Raw genomic sequence first — 23,577 nt, 5'->3', positions numbered from 1 at the left:
GGCAGACCGAGGAACGAGGTCCGCCGCCGCGCGGAACGATCAGTGAGCGGCGTCGTACGCCGAGCGCACGTCGGACGGGATCCGGCCGCGGTCGGGGACCGTGAAACCGTTGGCCCGCGCCCACTCGCGCACCTCGCTGGCGGGGGCGCCGCCGGCCGCGGCGCCGGAGCGCGCGGACGCGCGGGCACGGCGGGCCGTGCTGACCTTGCGGCCGTGCCCGACATAAGTGGCGAGGGCGTCGCGGAGAGCAGACGCATTCTTGTCGTTGAGGTCGATCTCGTAGGTCGCTCCGTCGAGACCGAAAGTCACGGTCTCGGTGGCGTCGCTTCCGTCGATGTCGTCGACGAGGGTGATGTTCACTTTCTGGGCCATATCGAGATCATGGCATAACGCCGACTTCGAGGCGATGATCGGCCCACCTTTAACGCTATTTCCTCATTTCGCGTTGCGCAGGAATGCGCGTTCGAGCCCGCGCAGGGTGAGCCACGGCGAATGGTCGGTGAAACACCGGCATTCGTCGACGACGAGCGGCGCGAGATATCCGGTCGAGATCACGCGTACGTCGGCCGCGTCGGCGCCGAGCGCGGAGATCAACCGCTCGACGACTCCCTCGACCTGGCTTGCGACCCCGAAGATCATTCCCGACTGCAGCGCCTCCACGGTGTTCTTGCCGATCACGCTGCGCGGGCGGACCAGCTCGACCTGGCGCAGCTGCGCGCCACGGCGGCCCAGCGCCTCGAGCGAGATCTCGATCCCGGGGGTGATCGCGCCGCCGACATAGCGCCCGTCTGCGTCGACGACGTCGAAAGTCGTCGCGGTGCCACCGAAATCGACCACGATCGCGGGGCCGCCGTAATCATTGACCGCCGCGAGAGCGTTGATGATGCGATCGGTCCCGACTTCCCTGGGGTTGTCGACGAGGATCGGGACCCCGGTGCGCACACCGGGCTCGATGATCACCCGCGGGACATCTCCGAAATGCCGCTCGAGCATCTCGCGCCAGGAATGCAGCACGGCGGGCACGGTCGCGCACACGGCAATTCCCGATACATCTGATATTTGGGCGCCCAGCAATCCGCGAAGCAGAACGGCCCATTCGTCCGCAGTCCGGTGCTCGTCGGTCGCGACCCGCCAGTCCGCGGTCACCTCGCCGTCGGCGACGAGGCCGAGGACGGTGTGCGCGTTGCCGATGTCGGCGGCCAGCAGGCTCATTGTTCGCGCAGGTCCATGCCGAGGTCGAAGACCACGACCGAGTGGGTCAGCGCGCCGACAGAGAGGAAGTCGACACCGGTCCGCGCGACCTCGGCCGCGCGCTCCAGCGTGAGCCCGCCGGAGGCCTCCAGGGTCGCGGCCACGCCCGACTCGTCGCGGATCCGCACCGCCTCGGCCATGGTCTCGCTGCTCATGTTGTCGAGCAGGATCTCAGTGCACCCGGCGGCGAGCAGGTCGCGCAGCTGGTCGAGGTCGGTGACCTCCACCTCGACGCGCAAGTCGGGGTACGCCGTCCGCACGGCCTCGAACGCCGGCACCACGCCGCCGGCTGCGAGCACGTGGTTGTCCTTGACCATCGCGCGGTCGGACAGGCTGAAGCGGTGGTTGACGCCGCCGCCGCACGCGACGGCGTACTTCTGCAGGGCTCGAAGTCCGGGCAGCGTCTTGCGGGTGTCGAGCACCCGGGCCCGGGTGCCCTCGAGCGCGGTGACCCACGCGGCCGTGGCGGTGGCGACGCCGGAGAGGTGGCACGCGATGTTGAGCGCGGTGCGCTCTGCCGTGAGCAGTCCGCGGACCGGGCCCGAGACCGTCAGCACGGCGTCGCCGGGGACGACCCGGCTGCCGTCGGCGGTGCGCTGGTCGATCGAGACCGTGTCGCCCATGACCATGCGGAAGACCAGCTCGGCGACGGCGAGGCCTGCGACGACGCCCTGCTCACGGGCGTTGAAGTCGGCGACACCGTGGACGTCGGTGCCGATCGTCGCGGCACTCGTGACGTCCTCGGTCGGCACGTCCTCGTGCAGCGCTCCCGCGACCAGGTCGTAGACCGAGCGCGGGTCGCCGATCTCGGCGAGCTCCTTGAGGAGCGCGTCGGGGAGGTCGGAGAACGGCGTGAGCGAGAGAGCCATCAGTGCGCCTCCACGGCGGGCAGGTCGGTGTCGGTCGCAGGCGACGGGCTGAACGACACGGTGGTTGCGCCGTCGTGCATGCGGACGTCGAAGTGGCCGGCGAAGTCGACGTCGTCGCGCTCGGGGAAGTCGTCGCGCCAGTGGGACCCGCGGGTCTCCTCGCGCAGCGCGGCCGCGTCGGCCAGCGCGGCGCTGATGGTGATCAGGTTGGTGGTCTCCCACGACGCCTGGTCGACCTGCTCCGCCGTCTCCGACGCGAGCTTGTCGAGCATCGCGCCCGCCTCGGCGAGCCCCGGCGCGGAGCGCAGCACGCCCACCTTCGACGTCATCGTCTCCTGCAGGTCGCGTCGTACGGCGCCCGCCACCAGCCCGACGGAGCGGCCGTCGTCGACGGGCTCCTGCCAGGGGCGCAGCTCGCCGGGGAGCACCTTGGAGATCCGCCGCGAGAAGACGAGGCCCTCGAGCAGGGAGTTGGACGCGAGCCGGTTGGCGCCGTGGACGCCGGAGCAGGCGACCTCGCCGGTGGCGTAGAGGCCCGGCAGGTCGGTGCGGCCGTCGAGGTCGGTGCGGACGCCGCCGGAGGCGTAGTGGCACGCCGGCGCGACGGGGATCAGCTGCGTGACCGGGTCGACGCCGTGGGAGCGCGCGGTCGCGAGGATTGTCGGGAACCGGCGCTCCCAGAACGCCGCTCCCAGGTGCCGCGCGTCGAGCCACATGTGGGGGCGCCCGGTCTCGAGCATCCGCTTCATGATCGCCTTGGCGACGACGTCGCGCGGAGCGAGGTCGGCGAGCTCGTGCTGGCCCTGCATGAAGCGGACGCCCTCGTCGTCGACCAGGAACGCCCCCTCGCCGCGCACCGCCTCGGAGATCAGCGGCTGCTGGCCGCGCGAGTCGGGGCCGAGGTACATCACCGTCGGGTGGAACTGCACGAACTCGAGGTCGCGCAGGGTGGCGCCGGCGCGCAGCGCGAGCGCCATGCCGTCGCCGGTCGACACCGCCGGGTTGGTCGTCTGCGAGAACACCTGGCCGAGGCCGCCGCTGGCGAGGACGACCGCGCGGCAGTGGACCGCGCCGACACCGTCGCGCTGGCCCTCGCCCATCACGTGCAGGGTCAGCCCCGCGACGCCGCCGTCGGCGGCGAGGAGCAGGTCGACGGCGAGCGCGTGCTCGATGACCTCGATGTTGGGGTTGGCGGCGACCGCCTCCATCAGCGCGCGCTGGATCTCGGCGCCGGTGGCGTCGCCACCTGCGTGGGCGATCCGGTCGCGGTGGTGGCCGCCCTCACGGGTCAGCGACAGGTCGCCGCCCTCGTCGAGGTCGAAGTTGGCGCCGCGCTTGATGAGCTCGCGCACGGCCGCCGGCCCCTCGTTGACCAGCACCTGCACCGCCTCGCGGTCGCAGGCGCCGGCACCCGCGACGAGGGTGTCGACCTCGTGCTGCTCCGGGGTGTCACCCGGCCCCAGGGCCGCGGCGATGCCGCCCTGCGCCCACTGTGTCGAGCCCGCGGACAGCACGTCCTTGGTCACCACCATGACCTTGTCGACCTTCTTGCGCAGGCGCATCGCCGCGGTGAGGCCGGCGATCCCGGACCCGATGACGACGACGTCCGCGCGCGTCGTCCAGCCGGGCTCCGGTGCGGTCAGCCGGCCGGGCAGCCGGCGGGTGGAGGCGTGCATCCGCGCAGGCTATCGGCCCGCGGCGACCAGGTCTCCCCGGTTGAGGCCGGGGTCGCCGAAGGTGTCCGCCGGGTCGGCGCCGGTGCCGACCACCTTGTTGTCCGCATCGACGAACACCACGTGCGGCTGGTAGGCCTTCGCCTCCTCGGTGGTCATCTGGCCGTAGGCGATCAGGATGACCAGGTCGCCGGGGTGCACCAGCCGCGCCGCCGCGCCGTTGATGCCGATCACGCCGCTGCCGCGCTCGCCGGCGATCGTGTAGGTCTCGAGCCGGGCGCCGTTGGTGATGTCGACGATGTGGACGAGCTCGCCGGGCAGCAGGTCGGCCGCCTCGAGCAGGTTCTCGTCGACGGTCACCGAGCCGACGTAGTGCAGGTCGGCCTGCGTCACGGTCGCGCGGTGGATCTTGGACTTCATCATCGTGCGCAGCATCAGCTGCTCCCTTCGGCAGCCGCGGTCCCGATGACCAGCGGCATGTTGTCGATGAGGCGGGTGGTGCCCACACGGGCCGCGACCACGGCCCGGGCGGGAGTCTGCGGGGGGACGGCGGCCGCGAGCTCGCCGAGGTCGACGGCGCGGATCTCGAAGTAGTCGAGCTCCACGCCCTCCGCCTCGCTGAGCACCGCCCGACCGGCGGCGAGCGCCTCCGCGAGCCCGCGCGGCCCGGCGTCGCGGGCGGCGTACAGCGCCCGGCTGAGGGCCGTGGCCCGCTCGCGCTGCTCGGCGTCGAGGTAGCGGTTGCGGCTGGAGAGCGCGAGGCCGTCGAGCTCGCGCACGGTCTCGGCACCCACGATCTCGACGCCGAGGCAGAGGTCGCTCGCCATCCGGGTGATCAGCGCGAGCTGCTGGTAGTCCTTCTGGCCGAAGATCGCGACGTCGGGGCGCACCAGCCCCAGCAGCTTGGCGACCACCGTGAGGACACCGCGGAAGTGGCCCGGCCGCGACGCGCCCTCGAGGAGGGTGCCCAGGGGCCCCGGCTCGACCGTCACCTGCGGCTCCCCGCCGGGATAGACCTCGTCGGCAGCGGGCGCGAAGACCACGTCGACGCCCTGTCGCTCGCACACCGCGAGGTCGGCGTCGAAGGTGCGCGGGTAGCGGTCGAGGTCCTCGCCCGGCCCGAACTGGAGCGGGTTGACGAAGATCGAGACGACGACCGTGCCTTCGGCACCGGCGCGCTCCCGCGCCAGCCCCATCAGGCTGGCGTGGCCCTCGTGCAGCGCACCCATCGTGGGCACCAGCGCGACCGCGCCTGCGCCCCCGCGCGCGCCGAGCAGCGTGGCCAGCTCCTCGCGGGTGCCGGCGACCTGGACCGCCACGTGCTACTGCGCCTGGACCGAGACCGACCAGGTGGCCTCGTCGAGGGCGCGCACGATCTTGTGCGCCTGGATCGGGAGGACGCGGCCGTCGGTGACCGCGCGGTCGAGGGTGGCGCGCGCCAGGGCGACGTACGACGGGAGGGTGTCGGGCGCATTGGCGGTGATGTCGGCGAGGTGGGCGCGGATCGTCTTCACGTCGCCGCGCACGATCGGGCCGGTGAGCGCGGCGTCGCCGTGGGCGAGCGCGTTGTCGAGCGCCGCGTCGAGAAGCGGCCGCAGCGTGCCGGCCGGGTCGGAGACGCCGGCGGCGGACAGCAGGCCCATCGCCTCGCTGACCAGGGTGACCAGGTGGTTGGCACCGTGGGCGAGGCCGGCGTGGTAGAGCGTGCGCATCTCCTCGGGGACCCACGTCGGGCGGCCGCCGAGCTCGGCGACCAGCTCCTCGGCGAGCCCGCGCTCGGCGGCGCCCGCGGTCAGGCCGAAGACGCAGCCGGTGAGGCGGTCGAGGTCGACCTCGGTGCCGGTGAAGGTCATCGCCGGGTGCAGCGCGATCACGCGGGCGCCCACGGCGGCGGCCGGCGCGAGGACGGCGAGGCCGTGGCGGCCGGAGGTGTGCACGACGACCTGGCCGGCGCGGAGGGCGCCGGAGTCGGCGAGCACCTGCACGACGTTGGGGAGCATGTCGTCGGGCACCGTGAGGAGCAGCAGGTCGCTCGCGCGGGCGACGGCGCTGGGCTTCATCAGCGGGACGCCGGGGAGCAGCGCGGCGGCGCGCTCGCGCGAGGCGTCGGACTCACCGGCGACGGCGACGACGGGGTGGCCGGCGGCGCGGAGCCGGGCCGAGAGAACGGCGCCGACGCGACCTGCGCCGATGACGCCGATGGAGAGCGCGCTCGTGGTGCCCATGTCGAACCTTCCTCGTTCCAGTCCCTCCGACCACCCGCTGGCGGGCCGGTGTGGGTACCGGACGTGTTTCTCGGTTGCACCATCAAGGCTAGGTCGCTCCCGGGCAGGGCGATAGGTGGCGCCTGGGTGACGTGCACCACCCTCCGCGCCGGCCGGATAGCGTGCTGCCGTGGCCCTCCTCCGTCGCTCCGAGCCGCTGGTCAGCGTGGTGGTCCCGGCGTACGACGTGGCCGCCTACCTGCCCGCGTGCCTCGACAGCCTGCTGGCGCAGACGCACCGCAACCTCGAGGTCGTGGTCGTCGACGACGGCTCGCCCGACGACTCCGGCGCGATCGCGGAGGAGTACGCCGGCCGCGACCCCCGCGTGCGGGTGGTGCACATCGTCAACCGCGGCCTGGGTGGCGCCCGCAACGAAGGGCTCCGGCACGTGCGCGGCGACGTGATCGGGTTCGCCGACTCCGACGACGTCGTGCCCCCGGGTGCCGTCGCCGCGCTCGTGGGCCAGCTGCGCCGTACCGGCGCCGACCTGGTGACCGGCGACGTCGCCCGCCTGGAGGGGCCCGCGGGGGCGGAGCAGCTGCGCCCGATCCGCTGGATGCGGCGGCTGCACAAGGACCGGTCGGCGGTCGTGATCGAGCAGCAGCCCGAGCTGCTCGGCGACGTCTTCGCGTGGAACAAGCTGTTCCGGCGGGAGTTCTGGGAGGGCGCGGGCCTGTCGTGGCCCGAGGGCGTGCGCTACGAGGACCAGCCGGCGATGACCGAGGCCTACGTCCGCGCGCGTCGGATCGGCGTGGTGCCCGACGTCGTCTACCACTGGCGGATCCGCGACGACGGCACCTCGATCACCCAGCAGCGCGCCAGCCTCCAGGACCTCGAGGACCGGTGGACCACCAAGCGGATGTCGCTCGCGACGGTCGAGGGGCTGGGGTCGGCCACCGTGTCGCGGGTCTTCCTCGACAAGGTCCTGCCCGGCGACCTGTGGCGCTACTTCCTGCTCGTGCCCGGCCTCGAGGGCAGCGAGGGCGACGCGTGGTGGCAGCTCCTCGTCAGCGGCGTCCGCGAGTTCTGGGGCGGCCACCGGTCGCTCACCCACAGCGTGCTGCCGCCCGTCCACCGGCTCGCGGGCTGGCTCGTGGAGAACGGCCGGCGCGACGACGTGGCGCTGGTGATGCGCCACGTCGCCGCGCTCGACGGGAAGCCGCTCCCGCGGGTGCGGATGCCCAACGGTGAGACCCGGGTCGACGTACCTGGCCTGGACCCGCGGACCGTCGCCCGTGAGGCGCTCCTCGTCAGGGACGAGGAGCTCTAGTCGGCGTCAGCCGATCAGGCCCTCCTCGGTGAGGAAGTCGCTGGCGACGTCCTCCGGCTTCTCGCGGTCGACGGTGACCCGCGCGATCAGCTCGCCGAGGGTCTCGTTGTCGAGCGCGGCCATCAGGCCGTTGAGCGGCTCGGCGACCTCGGGGTGCTCGTCGAGGAACTCGGTCGAGACCGCCGGGATCAGGTTCTGCGCGGGCTGGATGCCGCGGTCGTCCTCGAGCAGCACCAGGCCCTGGTCGTCGAGCGTGCCGTCGAGCGTCCCGGTCAGGCCGAGGTCGGACTCGCCGTCGATGACCGACTGGTAGGTCTCGGGGCTGGCGTAGCCGAGCGGCAGCAGCTCGCTGATCTCGATGCCATAGACGCTGGTCAGGCCACCCTCGCAGTCGGGCCGGCCCTCGCAGTCGGGGGCCGCCGCGAGCACCACGGACTCGCCCTCGAGGTCGGACAGCGCGGAGACGCCGTTCTCGGAGGCGTAGTCCTCGGTGACGAAGAAGGCGTTCTGCGACGCGGCCGGCGACGGGTCGAGCAGGGTGATGCCCGCCTCGTCGGTGAGCGGCTTGATCGCCTCGATCGACTCGGTGGCGTCGTTGGTCGTGACCGTCTCGGCCTCGGGGCCGTTGGCCTCGATGTTGAGGAAGTCGCCGAGCCCGGCGACGTACTCCGGCACGACGTCGAAGTCGGCGGGGAACTTCGCCATGTAGACGTCGCGGGTGTCGACGAGGGTCTTCTCGACGTCGTAGCCCTCGTCGGTGAGCACGGCCTCGTACATCGCGGTCACGAGCGCCGCCTCGTCGAACGACTGGCTGGCGATGCGGACGGTGCCGCTCGCCTCGCCGCCACCAGAGGCGTTGTCGTCCTCGGCGAGGTCGTCACCGGCGCAGGCCGTGGCGGTGAGGAGCGCACCGAGGGTCAGGCCGGTCGCGAGGACCCGGCGGAAGTGGGTGGGGAGCTGAGCGGTCATCGTGGGGTTTCACCTTCTGTGTCCCGTGGCCGGCGGCCACGCGTGTCCGGTTGGGAAGCGCCTGCGGGCAGGGCCGAGCACAGGCACTTCGAGCACCCTAGGGGCATCGACCGACATCCCGCTTCCGGGAAGGTCCGCCGCCTATGCTCGGCCGGTGCGCCTCAGGTCTCGGACGACGTCCGCCGTCGCCCTCGTCCTGCTGGCGTCCGGGCTGGCTTCCTGCGGCGGCGACACCGACTCACCGGTGGCCGGCGAGGTCGATCCCGTCCCGCTCGACCTCGCGGCGCCGACCTACGCCCTCGCCACCCGGGACGGGCTCGCGCTGCGCTCCGGCGAGGCACGCAGCACGTTCGCCGACTACACGTCGGCGGAGTGGCTCCCGGGCGGGCGGGCGCTCCTGGGCCGCGGTTGGTCGAAGCGCGGGATCTGGGACCCGGCGACCGGGGACGTCACCCCGGTGCGGCTCGGCGATCCCAACCGCTCGGTCACCCAGATCTCCCTGGTGGAGCCGGCCCACCCGAAGGGCGACGATCCCTTCCAGCTCGTCGCCTACGACCTCGACGGCGACGAGCAGTGGCGGGTCAACCTGCCCGAGGCCGAGGTCGCGCCCGAGGACAGCGAGGACGTGGAGCGGATGTACAAGTCCGCGCACACCATCGACGGCGCGACGTTCCTCTACTGGTACGACAACAGCGAGCTCGAGGAGTACGACGACTACGGCATCCTGCGCGTCGGCCCTGAAGGCGAGGACATCAAGCAGGTCCTCGAGGACGTCCCGGTGATCGCGCTCTGGCTGGCGGCCGACGGCTCCTCGCTGCTCGCGACCCGGCGCGTCTCCGGCGACCCGTGCGGCGGCTGCCAGGTCACCCAGCAGCTGGTCGAGATCGACCCGAAGGACGGGACGGCGCTCGCGACGTACGACCTGCCGGAGGCCTACGACGAGAACTGGGACGTGCGGGAGGTGGACAAGGTCGGCGCCCGGATCGCCGTGCGGTTCGAGGAGACGGAGTTCCCCGAGCCGGGCACGCGCGGACCCTGGCAGTGGCTCGAGCAGCGCGGCACGTGGGTGCTCGACGAGGACGGGTGGACGATGGTCGAGGACAGCGACGAGGAGGTCTCCTGGTGGCAGGGAGCCGCCGACCGGATCGTCGCCGTCCCGCTGGAGCGCAAGGGAGGCGGGCGCATCCCCGGTCACGACTTCGCCTACTGGTGGGAGCACGACGGCGAGCGCACCCGCCTCCGGGGCCTCACCCAGCTGGATGCGGGGCGGCGCTATTACGAGGCGTCGATCCCGGGTCAGCTGCTCGCTCCCGAGTGATCGCTCGTACGGCGAGCGCGGCCGCGACCTCGAGGGCGAGGGCGACCGCCGCGACGACGATCGCGCCCGCGATGCCCTGCCCGTAGCGCTGGTTGGCGAAGCCCGCGGTGATCACGTTGCCGAGCCCGGGGCCGGCCACCAGCGCGGCGATCGTCGCCGTCGCCCAGACCTGCACGATCGCGAGCCGCACCCCGCTGAGCACCAGGGGCAGCGCGAGCGGCAGCTCCACGCGGAGGAACAGCTGCCAGCCGGTCATGCCCAGGCCGACCGCCGCCTCCTTGGTGTCGGCCGGGACCTCGCGCACGGCGACGTACGTCTGCGTGATGAGGGGCGGCAGCGCGAACAGCGCCAGCGCGATCAGCGTGGCGAGCCCGGCGCGGCCGTAGGGGCCGAGGTGCGCCGTGCCCGGCCACTCGGCCCGGACCAGGATGGCGAGCAGCGCGAGCGTCGGCACCGCGCGGCCGATGTTGGAGATGCTGACCGCGAGGAAGCCGCCCTTGCCGATGTGGCCGAGCCAGAACGCGATCGGGAGTGCGACGACGACCGCCAGCACCAGCGCCGTGATGCTCAGCAGCAGCTGCTGCACCAGCAGCTCGAGCATGCCGCCGTTGCCGGTCCAGCTCGCGCCGTCGGTCAGGTAGGTCCAGGCATCGCCGAAGACGTCCATCAGCGCGACACCTCCAGGCCCCGCGTGCGGGCCCACGGGGTGAGCACGTGCTGGAGCGCGAGGAGGAGCCCGTCGAGGAACAGCGCGATCATCACGCACAGCACCGAGGCGGTGAGCAGCTCGGCCTTGAAGTCGGTCAGCCGGCCGTGGTTGATCAGGTCACCGAGACCGCCGTGGGCGACGATCGTCCCGACCGTCGCGAGCGCGACCGTGGAGACCGTCGCGACCCGCACGCCCGCGAGCACGACCGGCAGCGCCAGCGGCAGCTCGATCCGCGTGAGCAGCCGCGCGCGGCCGTAGCCCAGGCCGATCGCCGACTCCTTGACGTCGTCGGGCACCGCCCGCAGCCCGTCGAGGAACGCCCGCACCAGGATCGTCAGGCAGTAGAGCGCCAGCCCGATCACCACCGTCGTCGCGGTCAGCCCGGTGAACGGCACCAGCAGCGGCAACAGCGCCAGCGACGGGATCGTGTAGATGCCCGACGCGACACCCAGCACCGCGGCCTCGAGCCGCGGCGAGCGGCGTGCGAGGAGGGCCAGGGGCAGCGCGAGCACGATGCCCAGCAGGACCGCGGAGACGGTCAGGCCCAGGTGGGAGACGGTCGCGTCGACGATCTCGTCCCAGCGGTCGCGCACGTAGTCGTCGCAGATCCACTTGTTGCCGGTGAACCGCCCGTAGCACGTCATCCGCGCTCACCGTCGTCGCTCGCCGGTAGCCTCACGCGCATGGACGCTAGCCGAGACCGCGGACAGGACGGCGCGACCGGGCCGATGATCCGGCTGACGGGCGTCAGCAAGTCCTACCGCGGCACGGTGGCGGTGCACGACCTCGACCTCGACGTGGCCCGCGGCGAGCTGGTCTGCCTGGTCGGCCCCTCGGGCTCGGGCAAGTCCACGACGCTGAAGATGATCAACCGGCTCGTCGAGCCCACCACCGGCACGATCGAGGTCGACGGCCGCGACGTCACCCGGGTCGACCCGGTGCAGCTCCGCCGCGGCATCGGCTACGTCATCCAGCAGGTCGGCCTCTTCCCGCACCAGAAGGTCATCACCAACACGATGACCGTGCCGCTGCTGTACGGCGAGTCGAAGGCGACCGCGCGGGCGCGCGCGGAGGAGCTGTTGCACCTCGTCGGCCTCGACCCCGCGCAGTACGGCGACCGCTATCCCCACGAGCTGTCGGGCGGGCAGCGCCAGCGGGTCGGCGTTGCCCGGGCGCTCGCCGCGGACCCGCCGGTGCTGCTGATGGACGAGCCGTTCGGGGCGGTCGACCCGGTGATCCGGGGCCGGCTCCAGGACGAGTTCCTCCGCATCCAGCGCGAGCTCGACAAGACGGTCGTGCTGGTGACCCACGACATCGACGAGGCCGTCCGGCTGGGCGACCGCGTCGCCGTGTTCGGCGAGGGCGGGCGGCTGCTGCAGTACGACACCCCCGCGCGGCTGCTCGGCTTCCCCGCCTCCGACGAGGTCGCGACCTTCGTCGGCGCCGACGCCGGGCTCCGGCGGCTCTCGGTCACCCGGGTCGAGGCCGCTCACGTCGACCCCGTCGACGGCACACCCGCGTCGGCGCTGGGGGCCACCGTCGAGCTCGGGGTCTCGCTCGGCGAGGCGCTCGCGGTGATGCTGCGCGACGACCGGCCGGCGGTCGGCGTGACCGACGGCCCGCGGTTCGTGGGGGTGCTGACGCCGGAGGGCATCCACCGGGCGCTGCGGGGATCGCTGCGCGCCGAGGCGTAGCGGGCCCGGTCAGCCCTTCGGCACCGGCACCTCGCGGTGCCACGACTCGGTGACGTACGACGTCTCCCAGCCCATGGCGAGGTAGAGCTCGTGCGCGCCGGTCGGCGAGTCGGCGTCGACCTCGATGCCCACCCGGTCGCGGCCGCGGACAGCGGCGTCGGCGATCACGGTGCGCAGCAGGCCCTTGCCGACCCCGCGCCCGCGCGCCGCCTCGAGCACGCCGAGGTAGGCGACGTAGGAGCCGCTCGGCCCGTCCTCGGACCCGGTCTCGGTGCCGACCAGGGCGCCGACCGGCCGGGGGTGCTCCGGGTCGTCGACCAGCTCGGCGACCCACCAGTGGTCCCAGCGGTGTCCCGGGTCCTCGCGCAGCCGGTGGAGAAACTCGTCGAAGGTCTCCTCCCACGAGTTGAAGTGGTCGCGGAACGCCTCCTCGAGGACCTCGTGCACCTCGCGCAGGTCGTCGTGGTCGGGCATGCCGTCGGGCCCCCGCCGTACCAGCCGGAAGCGGACGCCGCGGTCCTCCCAGCCGTCGGGTGAGGGCACCAGGCCGGCCTCGTCGGGGGCGACTGGGCGCTTCATCTGCCACCAGTGGCGCACCCGCTCGAAGCCGGCTGTCTCGAGCCACCGGTGCTGGCGGTCGTCGTCCGCGAACGCGCCGGTATCGATCTGCTGGACCTCGAGACCGCGCGCGGCGCCGACGGCCTCGGCCTGGGCGACGGCCCAGTCGACCAGTACGTCGCTGCAGGCCTGCGCGTCGTCGTCGGGCAGGCCGCGCTCGACCACGTGGACGAACAGCATCCGCCCGCCCGCCCGGTCGTGGCTGCTGCCCCACGCATGGATCACGCCGGCGCTGTCGCGGACGACGACGTTCTCGCGCATGCGCAGGCCCTCCTCGGAGACCTCGACGAGCACGTCGTCGACGCTCGCGCCCGCCCAGCCGCGGCCGTGCTTCTCGTGGGCCCGGAGCAGCGCGGTGAGCCGCGCCAGGTCCTCGGGGTCGTGAGGGTCGGGGCTCCCGACGGTCCAGCCCTCCGGCAGCGGGGGGCGGGGGCCGAGGGCCACCAGGGGATCACTCTCGAATCGCGACTCGTCCGGGATCATCGGGCCTGATTATCCCTGGTCGTCGAATCCGCCCTCGTGGCGCGTCGAATCCGCCCTCGTGGCGCGTCGAATCCGCACTCGTGGTTGGTGGCGGATCCGGCGAGAGCTCAGGCGCCCTTGCGCATCCGGTTCTGCTCGGCGAGGGCGGCCTCGGCGGCCTGCCACTGGGCGGTCAGCACGTCGATCTCCTGCTCGAGCTCGGCCACCCGTACGACGGCGTCGCTCGCGCGCTCCTCGGCGTCAGCGAGCCGCTCGGCGAGGCGACCGGTCTCCTTCTCCGCAGTCTCGGCACGCTCCTGCTCGGCGGTGACCTGGCGGCGAGCCTCGGCCAGCTCGGCGGCGGCGTCGGCGAGGCGGCCCTCGAGGCGGGACACGACGGCCTCGCGCTGCGCGATGCGGCCCTGCATGTCGGCGGCGAACTCCACGCCCTCCAGCGAGCGGCGCTCGTCGACCTCGCGGAAGGCCTGCGCCTGCTCGGCGCGGTCACGGGCGGCGTCGCGACGAGAGGCCATCAGCTCGGAGTGGGTGATCTTGGTGGCGACCGCACCGAGCAGGACGGCAGCGGCGCCCGCGATGGTCACGGCGACCCACGAGCCCGTGACAGCGGCTCCCGCGACGGCGGCCGCCGCGAGCACGAGGAGCAGGACGGCGACCGCGACACGGGTCGACCGCTGACGGCGACGGGAGCCATTGACGGGAGTCACATTGTTCACACTAGACACAGAAATCGTCAGGCATCCGGCGACTCGCCGCGCACACGGCAGGCGCGCTCGAGCAGCAGCGCCGCGACCACAGCGGCGACCGCACCGCCCGCGGCGAGCAGGGAGCGCAGCACCCGGTCGTCGGCCATCTCGGCGGACTCCCCGAGCCAGCTCAGCGCGTAGCCGACGTAGCCGCCCGCGACGAGGGCGGCCACGATCGCCGAGGCGCGAGCCAGGACCAGTCGGTTGACGGCCTGGTGGGCGAGCAGCCGCTCCTGGCGCACCTGCACCGACCGCCAGGTCGCCCACGCCGTGAAGCCGAGGATGGCGGCGAGCAGCCACAGGGTCAGCGGCTGGAGCCAGGAGATGACCGGCGCTACGGTGCCGAGGCGCTCGCTGATCGGGTGCACCGCCCAGCCGCACACCAGGCCGACCACGGCCCAGCCGGCGAGCGCGGCGACCGAGGTCGGCCGCAGCGAGCCGTGCTGCTCGTCCCGGTCCGGGTCGGTGTCGTCGGGAGCCGGGGGCTCGTCCCTCACCGCAGAGCGGTCCTACTCGATGTCGAGCGTGATGTCGTCGCGCCGCTTGAGTCCCTCGGTGCCGACCTTCGCGAGCAGGTCGGCGACCGGGCCGTTGCCGGGGAACTCGGCGTCGGGCTCGAGGTCGAGCCACGGCTGCAGCACGAACGCGCGCGTGTGCGCCTGCGGGTGCGGGAGCTTGAGCGACTCGGTGTCGCTGCGGCGGTCACCCACGACGATCAGGTCGACGTCGAGGGTGCGCGGCGCGTTGACGCCGTGGCTGCGGTCGCGGTCGTAGGCGTCCTCGATCGCGAGCGCGCGGTCCATCAGGCGGTTGGCGGCCAGCGTGGTGTCGGCGAGCACGACGGCGTTGAGGAAGTCGCCGGAGCCGGGCGGGCAGTCGACCGGCGTCGACTCGTAGACGGGCGAGACGCCGGTGATCCAGACGTCGGGGGTGTCACTGAGCGCGTCGACGGCACCCTGCAGGTTGCCGAGCCGGTCGCCGAGGTTGGAGCCGAGCCCGATCACCACCCGGCGGATCGGGCGCATCTCACCGGTCAGCGTGTCTGCGTCGATGATGTTCGGATTGGGGGTCTCGGTCATCGGTGGCCCTCTCCCTGTCCGGCAGGTTCGTCGTGACGGTGGCGGGTGATCGTCAGCGTCACGTCGGAGAACCTTGCCTCGATCGGCGCGTCCGGCTTGTGCACGGTCACCCGCGCCCATTCAACACGAGAGTCCAAGAGGCACACACCGGCCACCCGCTCTGCAAGTGTCTCGATGAGATCGACAGGGTCCCGAGTAACCGCCGCCGTCACCTGGCCCACGAGACTTCCGTAGTCGACGGTGTCGCGCAAGTCGTCCGACGCCGCGGCGGGACGGGTGTTGACACCGAGCGTCAGGTCGATCACGAACACCTGACCGTCCCGCTTCTCGTGGTCGAACACCCCGTGGTGGCCGAAGCACTCGATGCCCAGCACGCTGAGCTCGTCGGTGGCTCCACTGCTCACTGCTCCGCCTCCATCCGCTCGATCACCGCCAGCACATCACGGGTGGCTCGTACGTCGTGCACGCGCACCCCCCACACGCCCCGCTGGGCGAGCACGGTCACGATCGCGGCGTGGGCGAGCTCCCGTTCGTCGACCGGCCGCGGCTCGCCGTCGGGCCCGGCCAGCAGGGTGCCCAGGAACCGCTTGCGGCTCGCCCCGACGAGCACCGGCAGCCCCAGCTCCTGCACGGCGTCGAGGCCGGCGAGCAGCTCCCAGTTCTGGTCGCCGGTCTTGGCGAACCCGAGCCCGGGGTCGAGCACGATCCGGTCGTCGGGCACACCCGCGGCGCGGATCGCCGCAACCCGCTCCCGCAGCTCGCGCGCCACCACGTCCGCCACCGGCCCGTCGTACGACGTGAACTCCTGCATCCGGTCGCTGTGGGCGCGCCAGTGCATCGCGACGTACGTCGCCCGCGAGCCCGCGACCACGTCGAGGATCGCCGGGTCGGCCAGGCCGCCGGAGACGTCGTTGACGATCCGGGCGCCGGCGTCGAGCGCGGCCGCGGCGACCTCGGCCCGCATGGTGTCGACCGACACCACGGCGCCGTCCTTCGCGAGCGCGGTGATCACGGGAACCACCCGCCCGAGCTCCTCCTCGGCCAGCGGGCGCGTGGCGCCGGGCCGGGTCGACTCACCGCCGATGTCGAGGATGTCGGCGCCCTCGTCGAGCAGGCGACGCCCGTGGCCGATCGCGCGCTCGGTGTCGAGATAGAGCCCGCCGTCGCTGAAGGAGTCGGGCGTGACGTTGACGACCCCCATCACCAACGGTCGTGACATCGACATGCGGGCGAGGCTATCGGGCGGTCGCCCAGGCGGTTGTCCACAGGCTCGTCGACCGGGGCTGTCCAATGTCGGACCCCGCGCCTTGACTCCTCGCATCTCGGAGCGCCGCCGGCTCGGTGCGGCGCACTCACAAGGAGCGAAGCGATGCGTCGCATTCTGATCCTCGTCCTGCTGGCCTGTCTCACCCTCCCTGCGGAGGCGGCACTCGCCGCCGCCGACCCGGTCACCTCCAGCTCCGCCGCCGAGGCCGAGCGGCCGCGGAAGAAGAAGGTGAAGCAGCGGGCGTCGGAATGGATGCGGATGTACGGCAAGGTCGGCCTTCGCCGTCACCAGATCACCGACGTCGAGTACACCAGCTCACAGCTGCACCCCGAACCGCCCTCACCGGAGGACCGATCAGACGGGCGGCTGTCGTTCGCGTGCGTGAAGAACTCGTCCCGGGTGATCGCGTTCCATCCCCGCTCGGTGAACATGGCGGGACACTCGTTCAGCCACCAGTGGAAGCTGTTCGTCTACAAGGTCAACCGCGCGCGGACCCGGGGCAGGAAGGATCGATGGATGAAGCAGTTCGAGTTCTGCGCGACCGGCGGTGGGCACACCGAGAACCAGTGGAACGCCAACTTCGAGGGTGCTGCGGTCTCCATCAAGGACCGGCCGGACATCAAGCTCGGCGGCAGCTGGGGCGAGACCGTCTCCGACGACGGCGGCATCCACGCCACCCTCGGGTTCCAGCTCTCGGCGGGCATCGCGAGCATCAGCGCCACCGCACCCGTCGGGATCGACGACGACCTCCGCTTCACCGGCACCAACGGCAGTGACTCCCGGCTCTACGTCCCGGCCGAGTACGTCGATGCCAACCAGGTGAACGGCTACTACACCTCCTCGGACGACTGGACCTTCCAGGGCACCGGCAGGTGGGTGGGCAACGTCGTCCACGTGCTGTACGAGCTGCCGCAGCGTCGGCGTGGTGCGCTCTCCTGGGTGATCGCGACCAAGATCAGCGCCCACTGCACGAAGTGGTTCCAGGTCCTGGGCCGCCGGTGCGAGTCGTTCGACTGATGAGGGGCGCGCTGGTGGCCGCGCTCGTGCTCGTGGGCGCGGGCGTGGCCGGGTGCGACGACGAGCCGGCCCGGCCGGCCACGACGGAGGCCGATCCGGTTCGGCTCGAAGGCGACTGGACGAAGGTCGGATCGGAGGGCCACCTGTACCTCCAGGTCAACACCGACGGATCCCGGCACTACGAGATCTTCCGCGTCGACCTGGCCACCGGAGACGCCACGCAGGTCACCGACGTCCCCGGGCCGTTCGGGGTGTCGACCTTCTCCGTCAGTCGCGCCGGACTCGTGGCGGCCCAAGCGCCGCACGGCGTCGACGAGATCGCCCTGATGACGAGCGACGGGCACCTGGAGCCGGTCCCCCGGGCACGAGGATCGTCCCCGGACATCAGCAACCGTGGTGACCTCGTGGCCCTGCGCCCCGTCGGGAAGCGGTCGTGGGAGCTCATGCTGCGCGAGCGCGACACGAGTGCCTGGCGCCGCCTCGGCGGCGGGCCGACGGCGCGCGCCGCGTGGCTGGACCCGACGACCCTCGCCGTGGTCGACACCCACGACGGCCACACGACCTGGCGCGCCATCACGGTGGAGGACGGACGGGTCGGCCCACGCCACGCGGTCGCCCCGGGACGCTACGTGCCCGCCGACTACGGGGTGCGCGACAACGGTCGACCCCTGCTGCTGCTCGGCGACAGGGGCGCGCCTGCCCTCCTCTGGGAGCCCGGTCGCCCAGCGGAGCGGCTCCCGCCGGCGGCCCGTCGAGCGGGCTGCCTCAGCCCTGACGGGACCGAGGCACTGCTGACCGGAGGCGGGGACCTCGCCGTGCTGTCGATCGAGACCGGTGACGTCCGGTCGGTCGGCGACCCCGGGACCCGCGTCCTCGGGTGCGCGTGGGTGGAACGACGGTTCGGTCCGGACTGACCCGGCCTTGCTCAGCGGGTGCCGTGCATGATCAGGCTCATCGCCTCGTTGCGGGTGGCCGCGTTGTGCATGGTGCCGCGGATCGCCGAGGTGATCGTCCGGGCGCCGGCCTTGCGCACGCCGCGCATCGTCATGCAGAGGTGCTCCGCCTCGATCACCACGATCACGCCGCGGGCCTCGAGGATCTCCATCAGGGAGTCGGCGATCTGGGTGGTCAGCCGCTCCTGCACCTGCGGTCGCTTGGCGTAGAGGTCGACGAGCCGCGCCAGCTTGGACAGACCCGTGATCTTGCCGGTCTCGGCCGGGATGTAGCCCACGTGCGCGACGCCGGTGAACGGCACTAGGTGGTGCTCGCACATCGACCACAGCTCGATGTCGCGGACGAGCACCATCTCGTCGTGGCCGAGGTCGAACGTCGTCGTGAGCACGTCCTCGGGACGCATCCGCAGGCCCTGGGTGAGCTCGGCGTACGCACGCGCCACCCTGGCGGGAGTGTCACGCAGCCCCTCGCGCTCCGGGTCCTCGCCGATCGCCGCGAGCAGCTCGCGGACCGCGGCCTCGGCGCGCGGCTGGTCGAACGGCGGGACGTCCTCGGGAGCCCGGTCCGGCTGGGAGATCGGGTCGGCCATGCCGCGAACTCTAGGTCCCCGACGGAGGCGTCGGCGGCGTCGGATCGCTCGGCGGCGCGATCGGCGGGCCGCCGTAGACGTCGCCGCCGGGGCCGGGCGGCGTCAGGATCGAGCCGCCCTCCTCGCCGGGCTCGGGCGCCGCGCCGTTGCCGTTCTGGAACGCACGGCGGCGGATCTCCTCGGGGATCTCGACGGGCGGGATGTCCGAGGGGACCCGGGTGGGCGAGCCGGTCCACGCCGGACGCTCGGGCCGCTTGCGCAGCGCCTCGAAGATCGCGGCGACCTCCGCCTTGTCGAGGGTCTCCTTGTCGAGCAGCGCCAGCACCAGCGCGTCGAGGACGTCGCGGTTCTCGACCAGGATGTCGAACGCCTCCTGGTGGGCGGCGGCGAGGAAGTTCTTGGTCTCCTCGTCGACGATCGCGGCGACGTCCTCGGAGTAGTTGCGCGAGTGGCCGAGGTCGCGACCGAGGAACGGCTCGGAGTTGGACTCACCGAGCTTGATCGCGCCGAGCCGCTCGGTCATGCCGTACTGCGTGACCATCGCGCGGGCCAGGTTGGTGGCCTTCTCGATGTCGTTGCCGGCGCCGGTGGTCGGGTCGTGGAAGACCATCTCCTCCGCCGCGCGCCCGCCGAGCATGTAGGCGAGCTTGTCGAGCATCTCCGAGCGGGTCTGGGAGTACTTGTCCTCGTCGGGCAGCACCATCGTGTAGCCGAGCGCCCGGCCGCGCGGGAGGATCGTGATCTTGTGGACCGGGTCGGTGCCCGGCAGCGCCGCCGCGACGAGGGCGTGGCCGCCCTCGTGGTAGGCCGTGATCAGCTTCTCCTGCTCGCTCATCAGGCGGGTACGGCGCTGCGGGCCGGCGATGACCCGGTCGATCGCCTCGTCGAGCGCCTGCGCGGTGATCAGCTTCTGGTTGTTGCGGGCGGTGAGCAGCGCGGCCTCGTTGAGCACGTTGGCCAAGTCGGCGCCCGAGAAGCCCGGCGTGCGGCGGGCGGTCGACATCAGGTCGACGTCGCTCGCGAGCGGCTTGCCCCGCGAGTGGACCTGGAGGATGCGGTGGCGACCGGCGAGGTCGGGGGCGTCGACGCCGATCTGGCGGTCGAAGCGGCCCGGGCGCAGCAGCGCGGGGTCGAGCACGTCGGGCCGGTTGGTGGCCGCGATCAGGATGACGCCGCCGCGCACGTCGAAGCCGTCCATCTCGACGAGGAGCTGGTTGAGCGTCTGCTCGCGCTCGTCGTGGCCGCCGCCCATGCCGGCGCCGCGGTGGCGGCCGACGGCGTCGATCTCGTCGATGAAGACGATCGCCGGGGCGTTCTCCTTGGCCTGCTCGAACAGGTCGCGCACGCGGCTGGCGCCGACGCCGACGAACATCTCGACGAAGTCGGAGCCGGAGATCGAGTAGAACGGCACGCCCGCCTCGCCGGCGACGGCGCGCGCGAGCAGGGTCTTGCCGGTGCCCGGCGGGCCGTAGAGCAGGACGCCCTTCGGGATCTTCGCGCCGACGGCTTGGAACTTCGCCGGCTCGGAGAGGAACTCCTTGATCTCGCCGAGCTCCTCGATCGCCTCGTCGCAGCCGGCGACGTCGGCGAATGTCGTCTTGGGCATGTCCTTGGCGATCAGCTTGGCCTTGGACTTGCCGAACTGCATCACGCCGCGGCCGCCGCCCTGGACGTTGTTCATGAGGAAGATGAACAGCAGGATGATCAGCGCGAACGGCAGCAGCGTCGCGAGGATCGAGCCGAGCAGGCTCGGCTGCGGGTTCTCGGAGTCGGACTTCTCGATGGTGCCCTCGGCGAGCTGCTCGTCGACGGCGGCGAGGATGCCCTCCTGCTGACCCTGGATGTAGTGGGTCATTACCTGGTCACCCTCGTCGCGGGTGCCCTTGTCGAGGGTCGCCTCGATCGTCTGGTCGCCGTCGATGAACTTGATCTCGTCGACGTCGCCCTCGGCGATGTAGGTGCTCATCTGGGACGTCGTGATCTCGTCGTGTCCCCCACCCGGAGCGAGGAACTCCAGGGCGAGGAGGACGGTCACGACCGCCACGACGATCCAGAGCCAGGGGCCCCTGAAAACGCGCTTCACTGACTCATCCGCTCCAATGTCCAGACGTTCTGAACTGTCAACTGTAGACGTGGGGTGCGAGCGTCGCGATGTCGCGGAGGTTGCGGTAGCGCTCCCGGTAGTCGAGGCCGTAGCCGACGACGAACTCGTTGGGGATGTCCCACCCGACGTACTTGGCCTCGACCGGCATCTGCAGCGCCTCCGGCTTGCGGAGCAGCGTGCAGATCTCGACGCTCGCGGGGCCGCGCGAGCCGAGGTTGGAGGTCAGCCACGACAACGTGAGGCCGGTGTCGATGATCTCGTCGACGATGAGCACGTGGCGGCCGGTGATGTCGCCGTCGAGGTCCTTGAGGATCCGCACGACGCCCGACGACTTGGTGCCGGAGCCGTAGGACGACACCGCCATCCAGTCCATCTCGACGTGCCGGTCGAGGGCGCGCGCCAGGTCGGCCATCACCATGACCGCGCCGCGGAGGACGCCGACGATGACGAGGTCCTTGCCGTCGTAGTCGCGCTCGATCTCCTGCGCCAGCTCGCCGAGCCGGTCCTGGATCTGCTTCTCGGTGAAGAGCGTTTCGACGAGGTCGTTCTCGACGGCCGCGGAGTCCATGGCGGTCATGGTGTCACAGCGGTGGTGCGGAACCGCAGGCAACGGTCCTCGACGTACGCCGTGACGTGGCCGGGCAGCTGTACGTCGCCGCGAGTCCGGCCGGCCGCGAGATCGACCAGAGCGCGGACGTGGGCGTGGAACAGCTCGCTGTCAGTCGCGCCGGCGTCCAGAGCGGCCAGGCGCAGGACGCGCGAGGCGATCGCCCGATAGTGGTCGTGAAGGGCGTCGAGGGGAAGTCCGTCGCCGCCGCGCAGCTCGTCGTACGCCGCCTGCGCCAGCGCGTCGAGCGCCTCGACGTCGTCGCGCACCTGGTCGGCGGTGCGCGCGAGCGCCGCGGCGACCCCGGGGCCGAGCTGCTCCTCCAGGACCGGAAGGACGGTGCGGCGCACCCGGACCCGCGTGTAGCCGGGGTCCTCGTTGTGCGGGTCATCCCAGAAGTCGATGCCCTGCACCTGGCAGGCGGTGACCGTGTCGTCGCGGCCCACGTCGAGCAGCGGCCGGCGGTAGTGGTCGAACCCGCGGCGCATGCCGGCCAGCGAGCGCGCCCCGGAGCCGCGGGTCAGCCCGAGGAGCACGGTCTCGGCCTGGTCGTCGCGGGTGTGGCCCAGCAGCACCAGCGACCCGCCCAGGTGCTCGCGCATCTGCTCGAGCACGGCGTAGCGGGCCTGGCGCGCCGCGGCCTCCGGCCCCTCGCCGGTGCCCTCGACCTGCACCCGGACCGAGCCGGTCTCGTCGACGCCGAGCTCGGCCATCTGGGCGACGACCTTGCGCGCCTGGTCGGCCGAGCCGTCCTGGAGGCCGTGGTCGACCGTGACGCCGACGACGCGCAGCGAGAGCTTGCGCCCCTCGAACACGGCGGCGCTCAGCAACGCCAGCGAGTCGGCGCCGCCGGAGCAGGCGACGAGGACGGTGTCGCCCGGCTCGAGCCCGTCGAGGCTGCGGCGGACGCAGCGCCGTACGGCCGCGACGGCCGGGTGCAGGCTCATCAGCGACGCACCTGACGTTCTGGCGCGAAATCCGGCCGCCGGAGAGCCAATACGTCAGGTACGTCGAGCATCGGTCAGCCCAGCACGCGACGGACCCAGCCGTCGTGGTCGGTGAGCTCGGCCTTGGACGGCAGGTGCTCGGGGGCGGCCCAGACGGCGTTGAACTCGTCCATGCCGACCTTGTCGACGACGGCGCGGACGAACTTGGCGCCGTCGCGGTACTGCGCCATCTTCGCCTCCAGCCCGAGCAGCCGGCGCAGCAGGCGGTCGAGGGTGCCGACGCCCTTGCGCCGCTTGGTGAAGCGTTCGCGGATCTCCTTGACCGACGGGATGACGGTCGGGCCGACGTCGTCCATGACCACGTCGGCGTGGCCCTCGAGGAGCGACATCATGCCGGTGACCCGGTCGAGGATCTCCCGCTGCTCGGGGGTGCTGACCATGTCGATGATGCTGCCGCCGGCCCTCGTCGACTTGATGGCCTGGGCGATCCGCTCGATGCCGCCCTCGACGATCGAGTCGGGCTCGACGGTGTCGCTGATCGCCCGGATCTCGGAGAAGAGGTGGTCGCGCATCCACGGGACTGCCGTGAACTGCACCCGGTGGGTCTCCTCGTGCAGGCAGACCCAGAGCCGGAAGTCGTGCGGGTCGACGTGGAGCTCGCGCTCGACGTGGGCGATGTTGGGAGCCACCAGGAGCAGCCGCCCCGACGGCTCAAAGAACGGGTCGAACTGGCCGAGGACCTTGCCGGCAAGGAAGCCGAGGAGGCCACCGACCTCGGCGCCGGTCACCTTGGAGCCGACCTTCAGGGAGAGCCCGGTCGGCGGCTTCTTGGCGACCATCTTCTCGACCATCGGCCGGGTCGCCACCGCGAACCCCTCGGCGTTGGCCTGCACCCAGCCCGGCCGGTCGACGACGAGCACCGGCGCGGTGCCGTCGGGCGCGTCGAGCCCGGTGAAGTCGCGCACCAGCCCGGTGGAGCGGGCCGCACCCGCGCGCAGCTCGGCCACGACCTCGGCCGCCTCGTCGCGGCTGACCTCCGGGCCCTCACCCGCGATCTTGGACCCGAGCGACACCGCCAGCCGCCAGTCGATGACGGCGGGGAGGTCGGGCGCTTCGGTCATGCGGGAAGCCTAGGGCTCTCGCCCAACAGGG

26 protein-coding genes are annotated in these 23,577 nt (G+C 72.3%); 5 read left to right on the top strand and 21 right to left on the bottom strand.

Translation table 11 applies throughout. The annotated features are described in order from the left end of the window. Positions 1–39: 39 nt before the first annotated feature. The 7 genes from HNR19_RS00930 to HNR19_RS00900 form a co-directional block, all read right to left on the bottom strand. A complete protein-coding gene (locus HNR19_RS00930) occupies positions 40–372 on the bottom strand; it encodes a histone-like nucleoid-structuring protein Lsr2 (protein WP_179666129.1) in 333 nt (110 codons plus the stop codon). Positions 373–435: 63 nt separating this feature from the next. Continuing rightward, positions 436–1,212: a type III pantothenate kinase gene (locus tag HNR19_RS00925; RefSeq protein ID WP_179666128.1), complete on the bottom strand. Its 777-nt coding sequence runs from the start codon at positions 1,210–1,212 to the stop codon at positions 436–438. Continuing rightward, positions 1,209–2,120: a carboxylating nicotinate-nucleotide diphosphorylase gene (nadC, locus tag HNR19_RS00920; RefSeq protein WP_179666127.1), complete on the bottom strand. Its 912-nt coding sequence runs from the start codon at positions 2,118–2,120 to the stop codon at positions 1,209–1,211. Before nadC ends, HNR19_RS00925 begins: the two co-directional genes overlap by 4 nt. Next, positions 2,120–3,796 carry an L-aspartate oxidase gene (locus HNR19_RS00915; protein WP_179666126.1) on the bottom strand — a complete coding sequence of 559 codons (1,677 nt, stop codon included), beginning with the start codon at positions 3,794–3,796 and terminating at the stop codon, positions 2,120–2,122. Before HNR19_RS00915 ends, nadC begins: the two co-directional genes overlap by 1 nt. 9 nt (positions 3,797–3,805) lie before the next feature. After that, a complete protein-coding gene (gene panD, locus HNR19_RS00910) occupies positions 3,806–4,228 on the bottom strand; it encodes an aspartate 1-decarboxylase (protein WP_179666125.1) in 423 nt (140 codons plus the stop codon). Continuing rightward, positions 4,228–5,112, bottom strand: coding sequence for a pantoate--beta-alanine ligase (gene panC, locus HNR19_RS00905; RefSeq protein ID WP_179666124.1), 885 nt, complete (start codon positions 5,110–5,112; stop codon positions 4,228–4,230). The genes panD and panC overlap by 1 nt, the downstream gene beginning before the upstream one ends. Positions 5,113–5,115: 3 nt before the next feature. After that, positions 5,116–6,018, bottom strand: coding sequence for a Rossmann-like and DUF2520 domain-containing protein (locus HNR19_RS00900; protein ID WP_179666123.1), 903 nt, complete (start codon positions 6,016–6,018; stop codon positions 5,116–5,118). 169 nt (positions 6,019–6,187) lie between these two features. Here HNR19_RS00900 and HNR19_RS00895 point away from each other — a divergent pair, with 169 nt between their 5' ends. Continuing rightward, entirely contained in the window at positions 6,188–7,327 is a 1,140-nt protein-coding gene (locus HNR19_RS00895; protein ID WP_179666122.1) for a glycosyltransferase, read from the top strand. Between the two features lie 6 nt (positions 7,328–7,333). Here the strand turns inward: HNR19_RS00895 and HNR19_RS00890 are convergent, their stop codons facing one another. After that, positions 7,334–8,296 carry an ABC transporter substrate-binding protein gene (locus HNR19_RS00890; protein ID WP_179666121.1) on the bottom strand — a complete coding sequence of 321 codons (963 nt, stop codon included), beginning with the start codon at positions 8,294–8,296 and terminating at the stop codon, positions 7,334–7,336. A gap of 154 nt (positions 8,297–8,450) precedes the next feature. Between HNR19_RS00890 and HNR19_RS00885 the strand changes: the two genes are divergently transcribed. Further along, on the top strand, positions 8,451–9,614 hold the full coding sequence (locus HNR19_RS00885) for a hypothetical protein (protein WP_179666120.1): 1,164 nt from the start codon (positions 8,451–8,453) through the stop codon (positions 9,612–9,614). Here HNR19_RS00885 and HNR19_RS00880 read toward each other — a convergent pair. Together HNR19_RS00880 and HNR19_RS00875 are read right to left on the bottom strand one after the other, a co-directional pair. After that, positions 9,544–10,281, bottom strand: coding sequence for an ABC transporter permease (locus tag HNR19_RS00880; protein ID WP_179666119.1), 738 nt, complete (start codon positions 10,279–10,281; stop codon positions 9,544–9,546). The genes HNR19_RS00885 and HNR19_RS00880 overlap by 71 nt on opposite strands. Then, positions 10,281–10,967 carry an ABC transporter permease gene (locus tag HNR19_RS00875; protein ID WP_179666118.1) on the bottom strand — a complete coding sequence of 229 codons (687 nt, stop codon included), beginning with the start codon at positions 10,965–10,967 and terminating at the stop codon, positions 10,281–10,283. Before HNR19_RS00875 ends, HNR19_RS00880 begins: the two co-directional genes overlap by 1 nt. Before the next feature lie 39 nt (positions 10,968–11,006). Between HNR19_RS00875 and HNR19_RS00870 the strand changes: the two genes are divergently transcribed. Then, a complete protein-coding gene (locus HNR19_RS00870) occupies positions 11,007–12,017 on the top strand; it encodes an ABC transporter ATP-binding protein (RefSeq protein ID WP_281366450.1) in 1,011 nt (336 codons plus the stop codon). Between the two features lie 9 nt (positions 12,018–12,026). Here HNR19_RS00870 and HNR19_RS00865 read toward each other — a convergent pair whose 3' ends face one another. From HNR19_RS00865 to folP, 6 genes are all read right to left on the bottom strand, one after another. After that, entirely contained in the window at positions 12,027–13,118 is a 1,092-nt protein-coding gene (locus tag HNR19_RS00865; protein WP_179666117.1) for a GNAT family N-acetyltransferase, read from the bottom strand. 107 nt (positions 13,119–13,225) lie between these two features. After that, positions 13,226–13,822 carry a hypothetical protein gene (locus tag HNR19_RS00860; protein WP_179666116.1) on the bottom strand — a complete coding sequence of 199 codons (597 nt, stop codon included), beginning with the start codon at positions 13,820–13,822 and terminating at the stop codon, positions 13,226–13,228. A 26-nt stretch (positions 13,823–13,848) separates the two neighbouring features. Then, complete coding sequence (locus tag HNR19_RS00855) at positions 13,849–14,358, bottom strand: DUF3180 domain-containing protein (RefSeq protein ID WP_343046988.1); 510 nt, start codon at positions 14,356–14,358, stop codon at positions 13,849–13,851. A gap of 12 nt (positions 14,359–14,370) precedes the next feature. Continuing rightward, positions 14,371–14,940, bottom strand: coding sequence for a 2-amino-4-hydroxy-6-hydroxymethyldihydropteridine diphosphokinase (folK, locus tag HNR19_RS00850; RefSeq protein ID WP_179666115.1), 570 nt, complete (start codon positions 14,938–14,940; stop codon positions 14,371–14,373). Beyond that, positions 14,937–15,344 carry a dihydroneopterin aldolase gene (folB, locus tag HNR19_RS00845; protein ID WP_179666114.1) on the bottom strand — a complete coding sequence of 136 codons (408 nt, stop codon included), beginning with the start codon at positions 15,342–15,344 and terminating at the stop codon, positions 14,937–14,939. Before folB ends, folK begins: the two co-directional genes overlap by 4 nt. After that, positions 15,341–16,165, bottom strand: coding sequence for a dihydropteroate synthase (gene folP / locus HNR19_RS00840; RefSeq protein WP_179666113.1), 825 nt, complete (start codon positions 16,163–16,165; stop codon positions 15,341–15,343). Before folP ends, folB begins: the two co-directional genes overlap by 4 nt. Before the next feature lie 144 nt (positions 16,166–16,309). Between folP and HNR19_RS00835 the strand changes: the two genes are divergently transcribed. After that, a complete protein-coding gene (locus HNR19_RS00835; protein ID WP_179666112.1) occupies positions 16,310–17,224 on the top strand; it encodes a hypothetical protein in 915 nt (304 codons plus the stop codon). Further along, positions 17,224–18,138: a TolB-like translocation protein gene (locus tag HNR19_RS00830; protein ID WP_179666111.1), complete on the top strand. Its 915-nt coding sequence runs from the start codon at positions 17,224–17,226 to the stop codon at positions 18,136–18,138. The genes HNR19_RS00835 and HNR19_RS00830 overlap by 1 nt, the downstream gene beginning before the upstream one ends. An 11-nt stretch (positions 18,139–18,149) precedes the next feature. Here the strand turns inward: HNR19_RS00830 and folE are convergent, their stop codons facing one another. From folE to HNR19_RS00805, 5 genes are all read right to left on the bottom strand, one after another. Beyond that, positions 18,150–18,767 (bottom strand): GTP cyclohydrolase I FolE, encoded by a 618-nt coding sequence (gene folE / locus HNR19_RS00825; RefSeq protein WP_179666110.1) that lies wholly within the window; start codon positions 18,765–18,767, stop codon positions 18,150–18,152. Positions 18,768–18,777: 10 nt separating this feature from the next. Next, positions 18,778–20,850, bottom strand: a complete 2,073-nt coding sequence (ftsH, locus tag HNR19_RS00820) for an ATP-dependent zinc metalloprotease FtsH (protein WP_179666109.1) — start codon at positions 20,848–20,850, stop codon at positions 18,778–18,780. A 37-nt stretch (positions 20,851–20,887) separates the two neighbouring features. Next, positions 20,888–21,439 (bottom strand): hypoxanthine phosphoribosyltransferase, encoded by a 552-nt coding sequence (gene hpt / locus HNR19_RS00815; RefSeq protein ID WP_179666108.1) that lies wholly within the window; start codon positions 21,437–21,439, stop codon positions 20,888–20,890. Between the two features lie 5 nt (positions 21,440–21,444). Then, the gene (gene tilS, locus HNR19_RS00810) at positions 21,445–22,425 is read right to left on the bottom strand and encodes a tRNA lysidine(34) synthetase TilS (protein WP_179666107.1); all 981 of its coding nucleotides are present in this window, start codon (positions 22,423–22,425) and stop codon (positions 21,445–21,447) included. Between the two features lie 74 nt (positions 22,426–22,499). After that, complete coding sequence (locus HNR19_RS00805; RefSeq protein WP_179666106.1) at positions 22,500–23,546, bottom strand: zinc-dependent metalloprotease; 1,047 nt, start codon at positions 23,544–23,546, stop codon at positions 22,500–22,502. Positions 23,547–23,577: the final 31 nt, after the last annotated feature.

Source organism: Nocardioides thalensis, assembly GCF_013410655.1.
Taxonomy (GTDB): domain Bacteria; phylum Actinomycetota; class Actinomycetes; order Propionibacteriales; family Nocardioidaceae; genus Nocardioides; species Nocardioides thalensis.
Note: the sequence above shows the minus strand (reverse complement) of the source record. Positions and strands in the feature narration are given on the sequence as shown.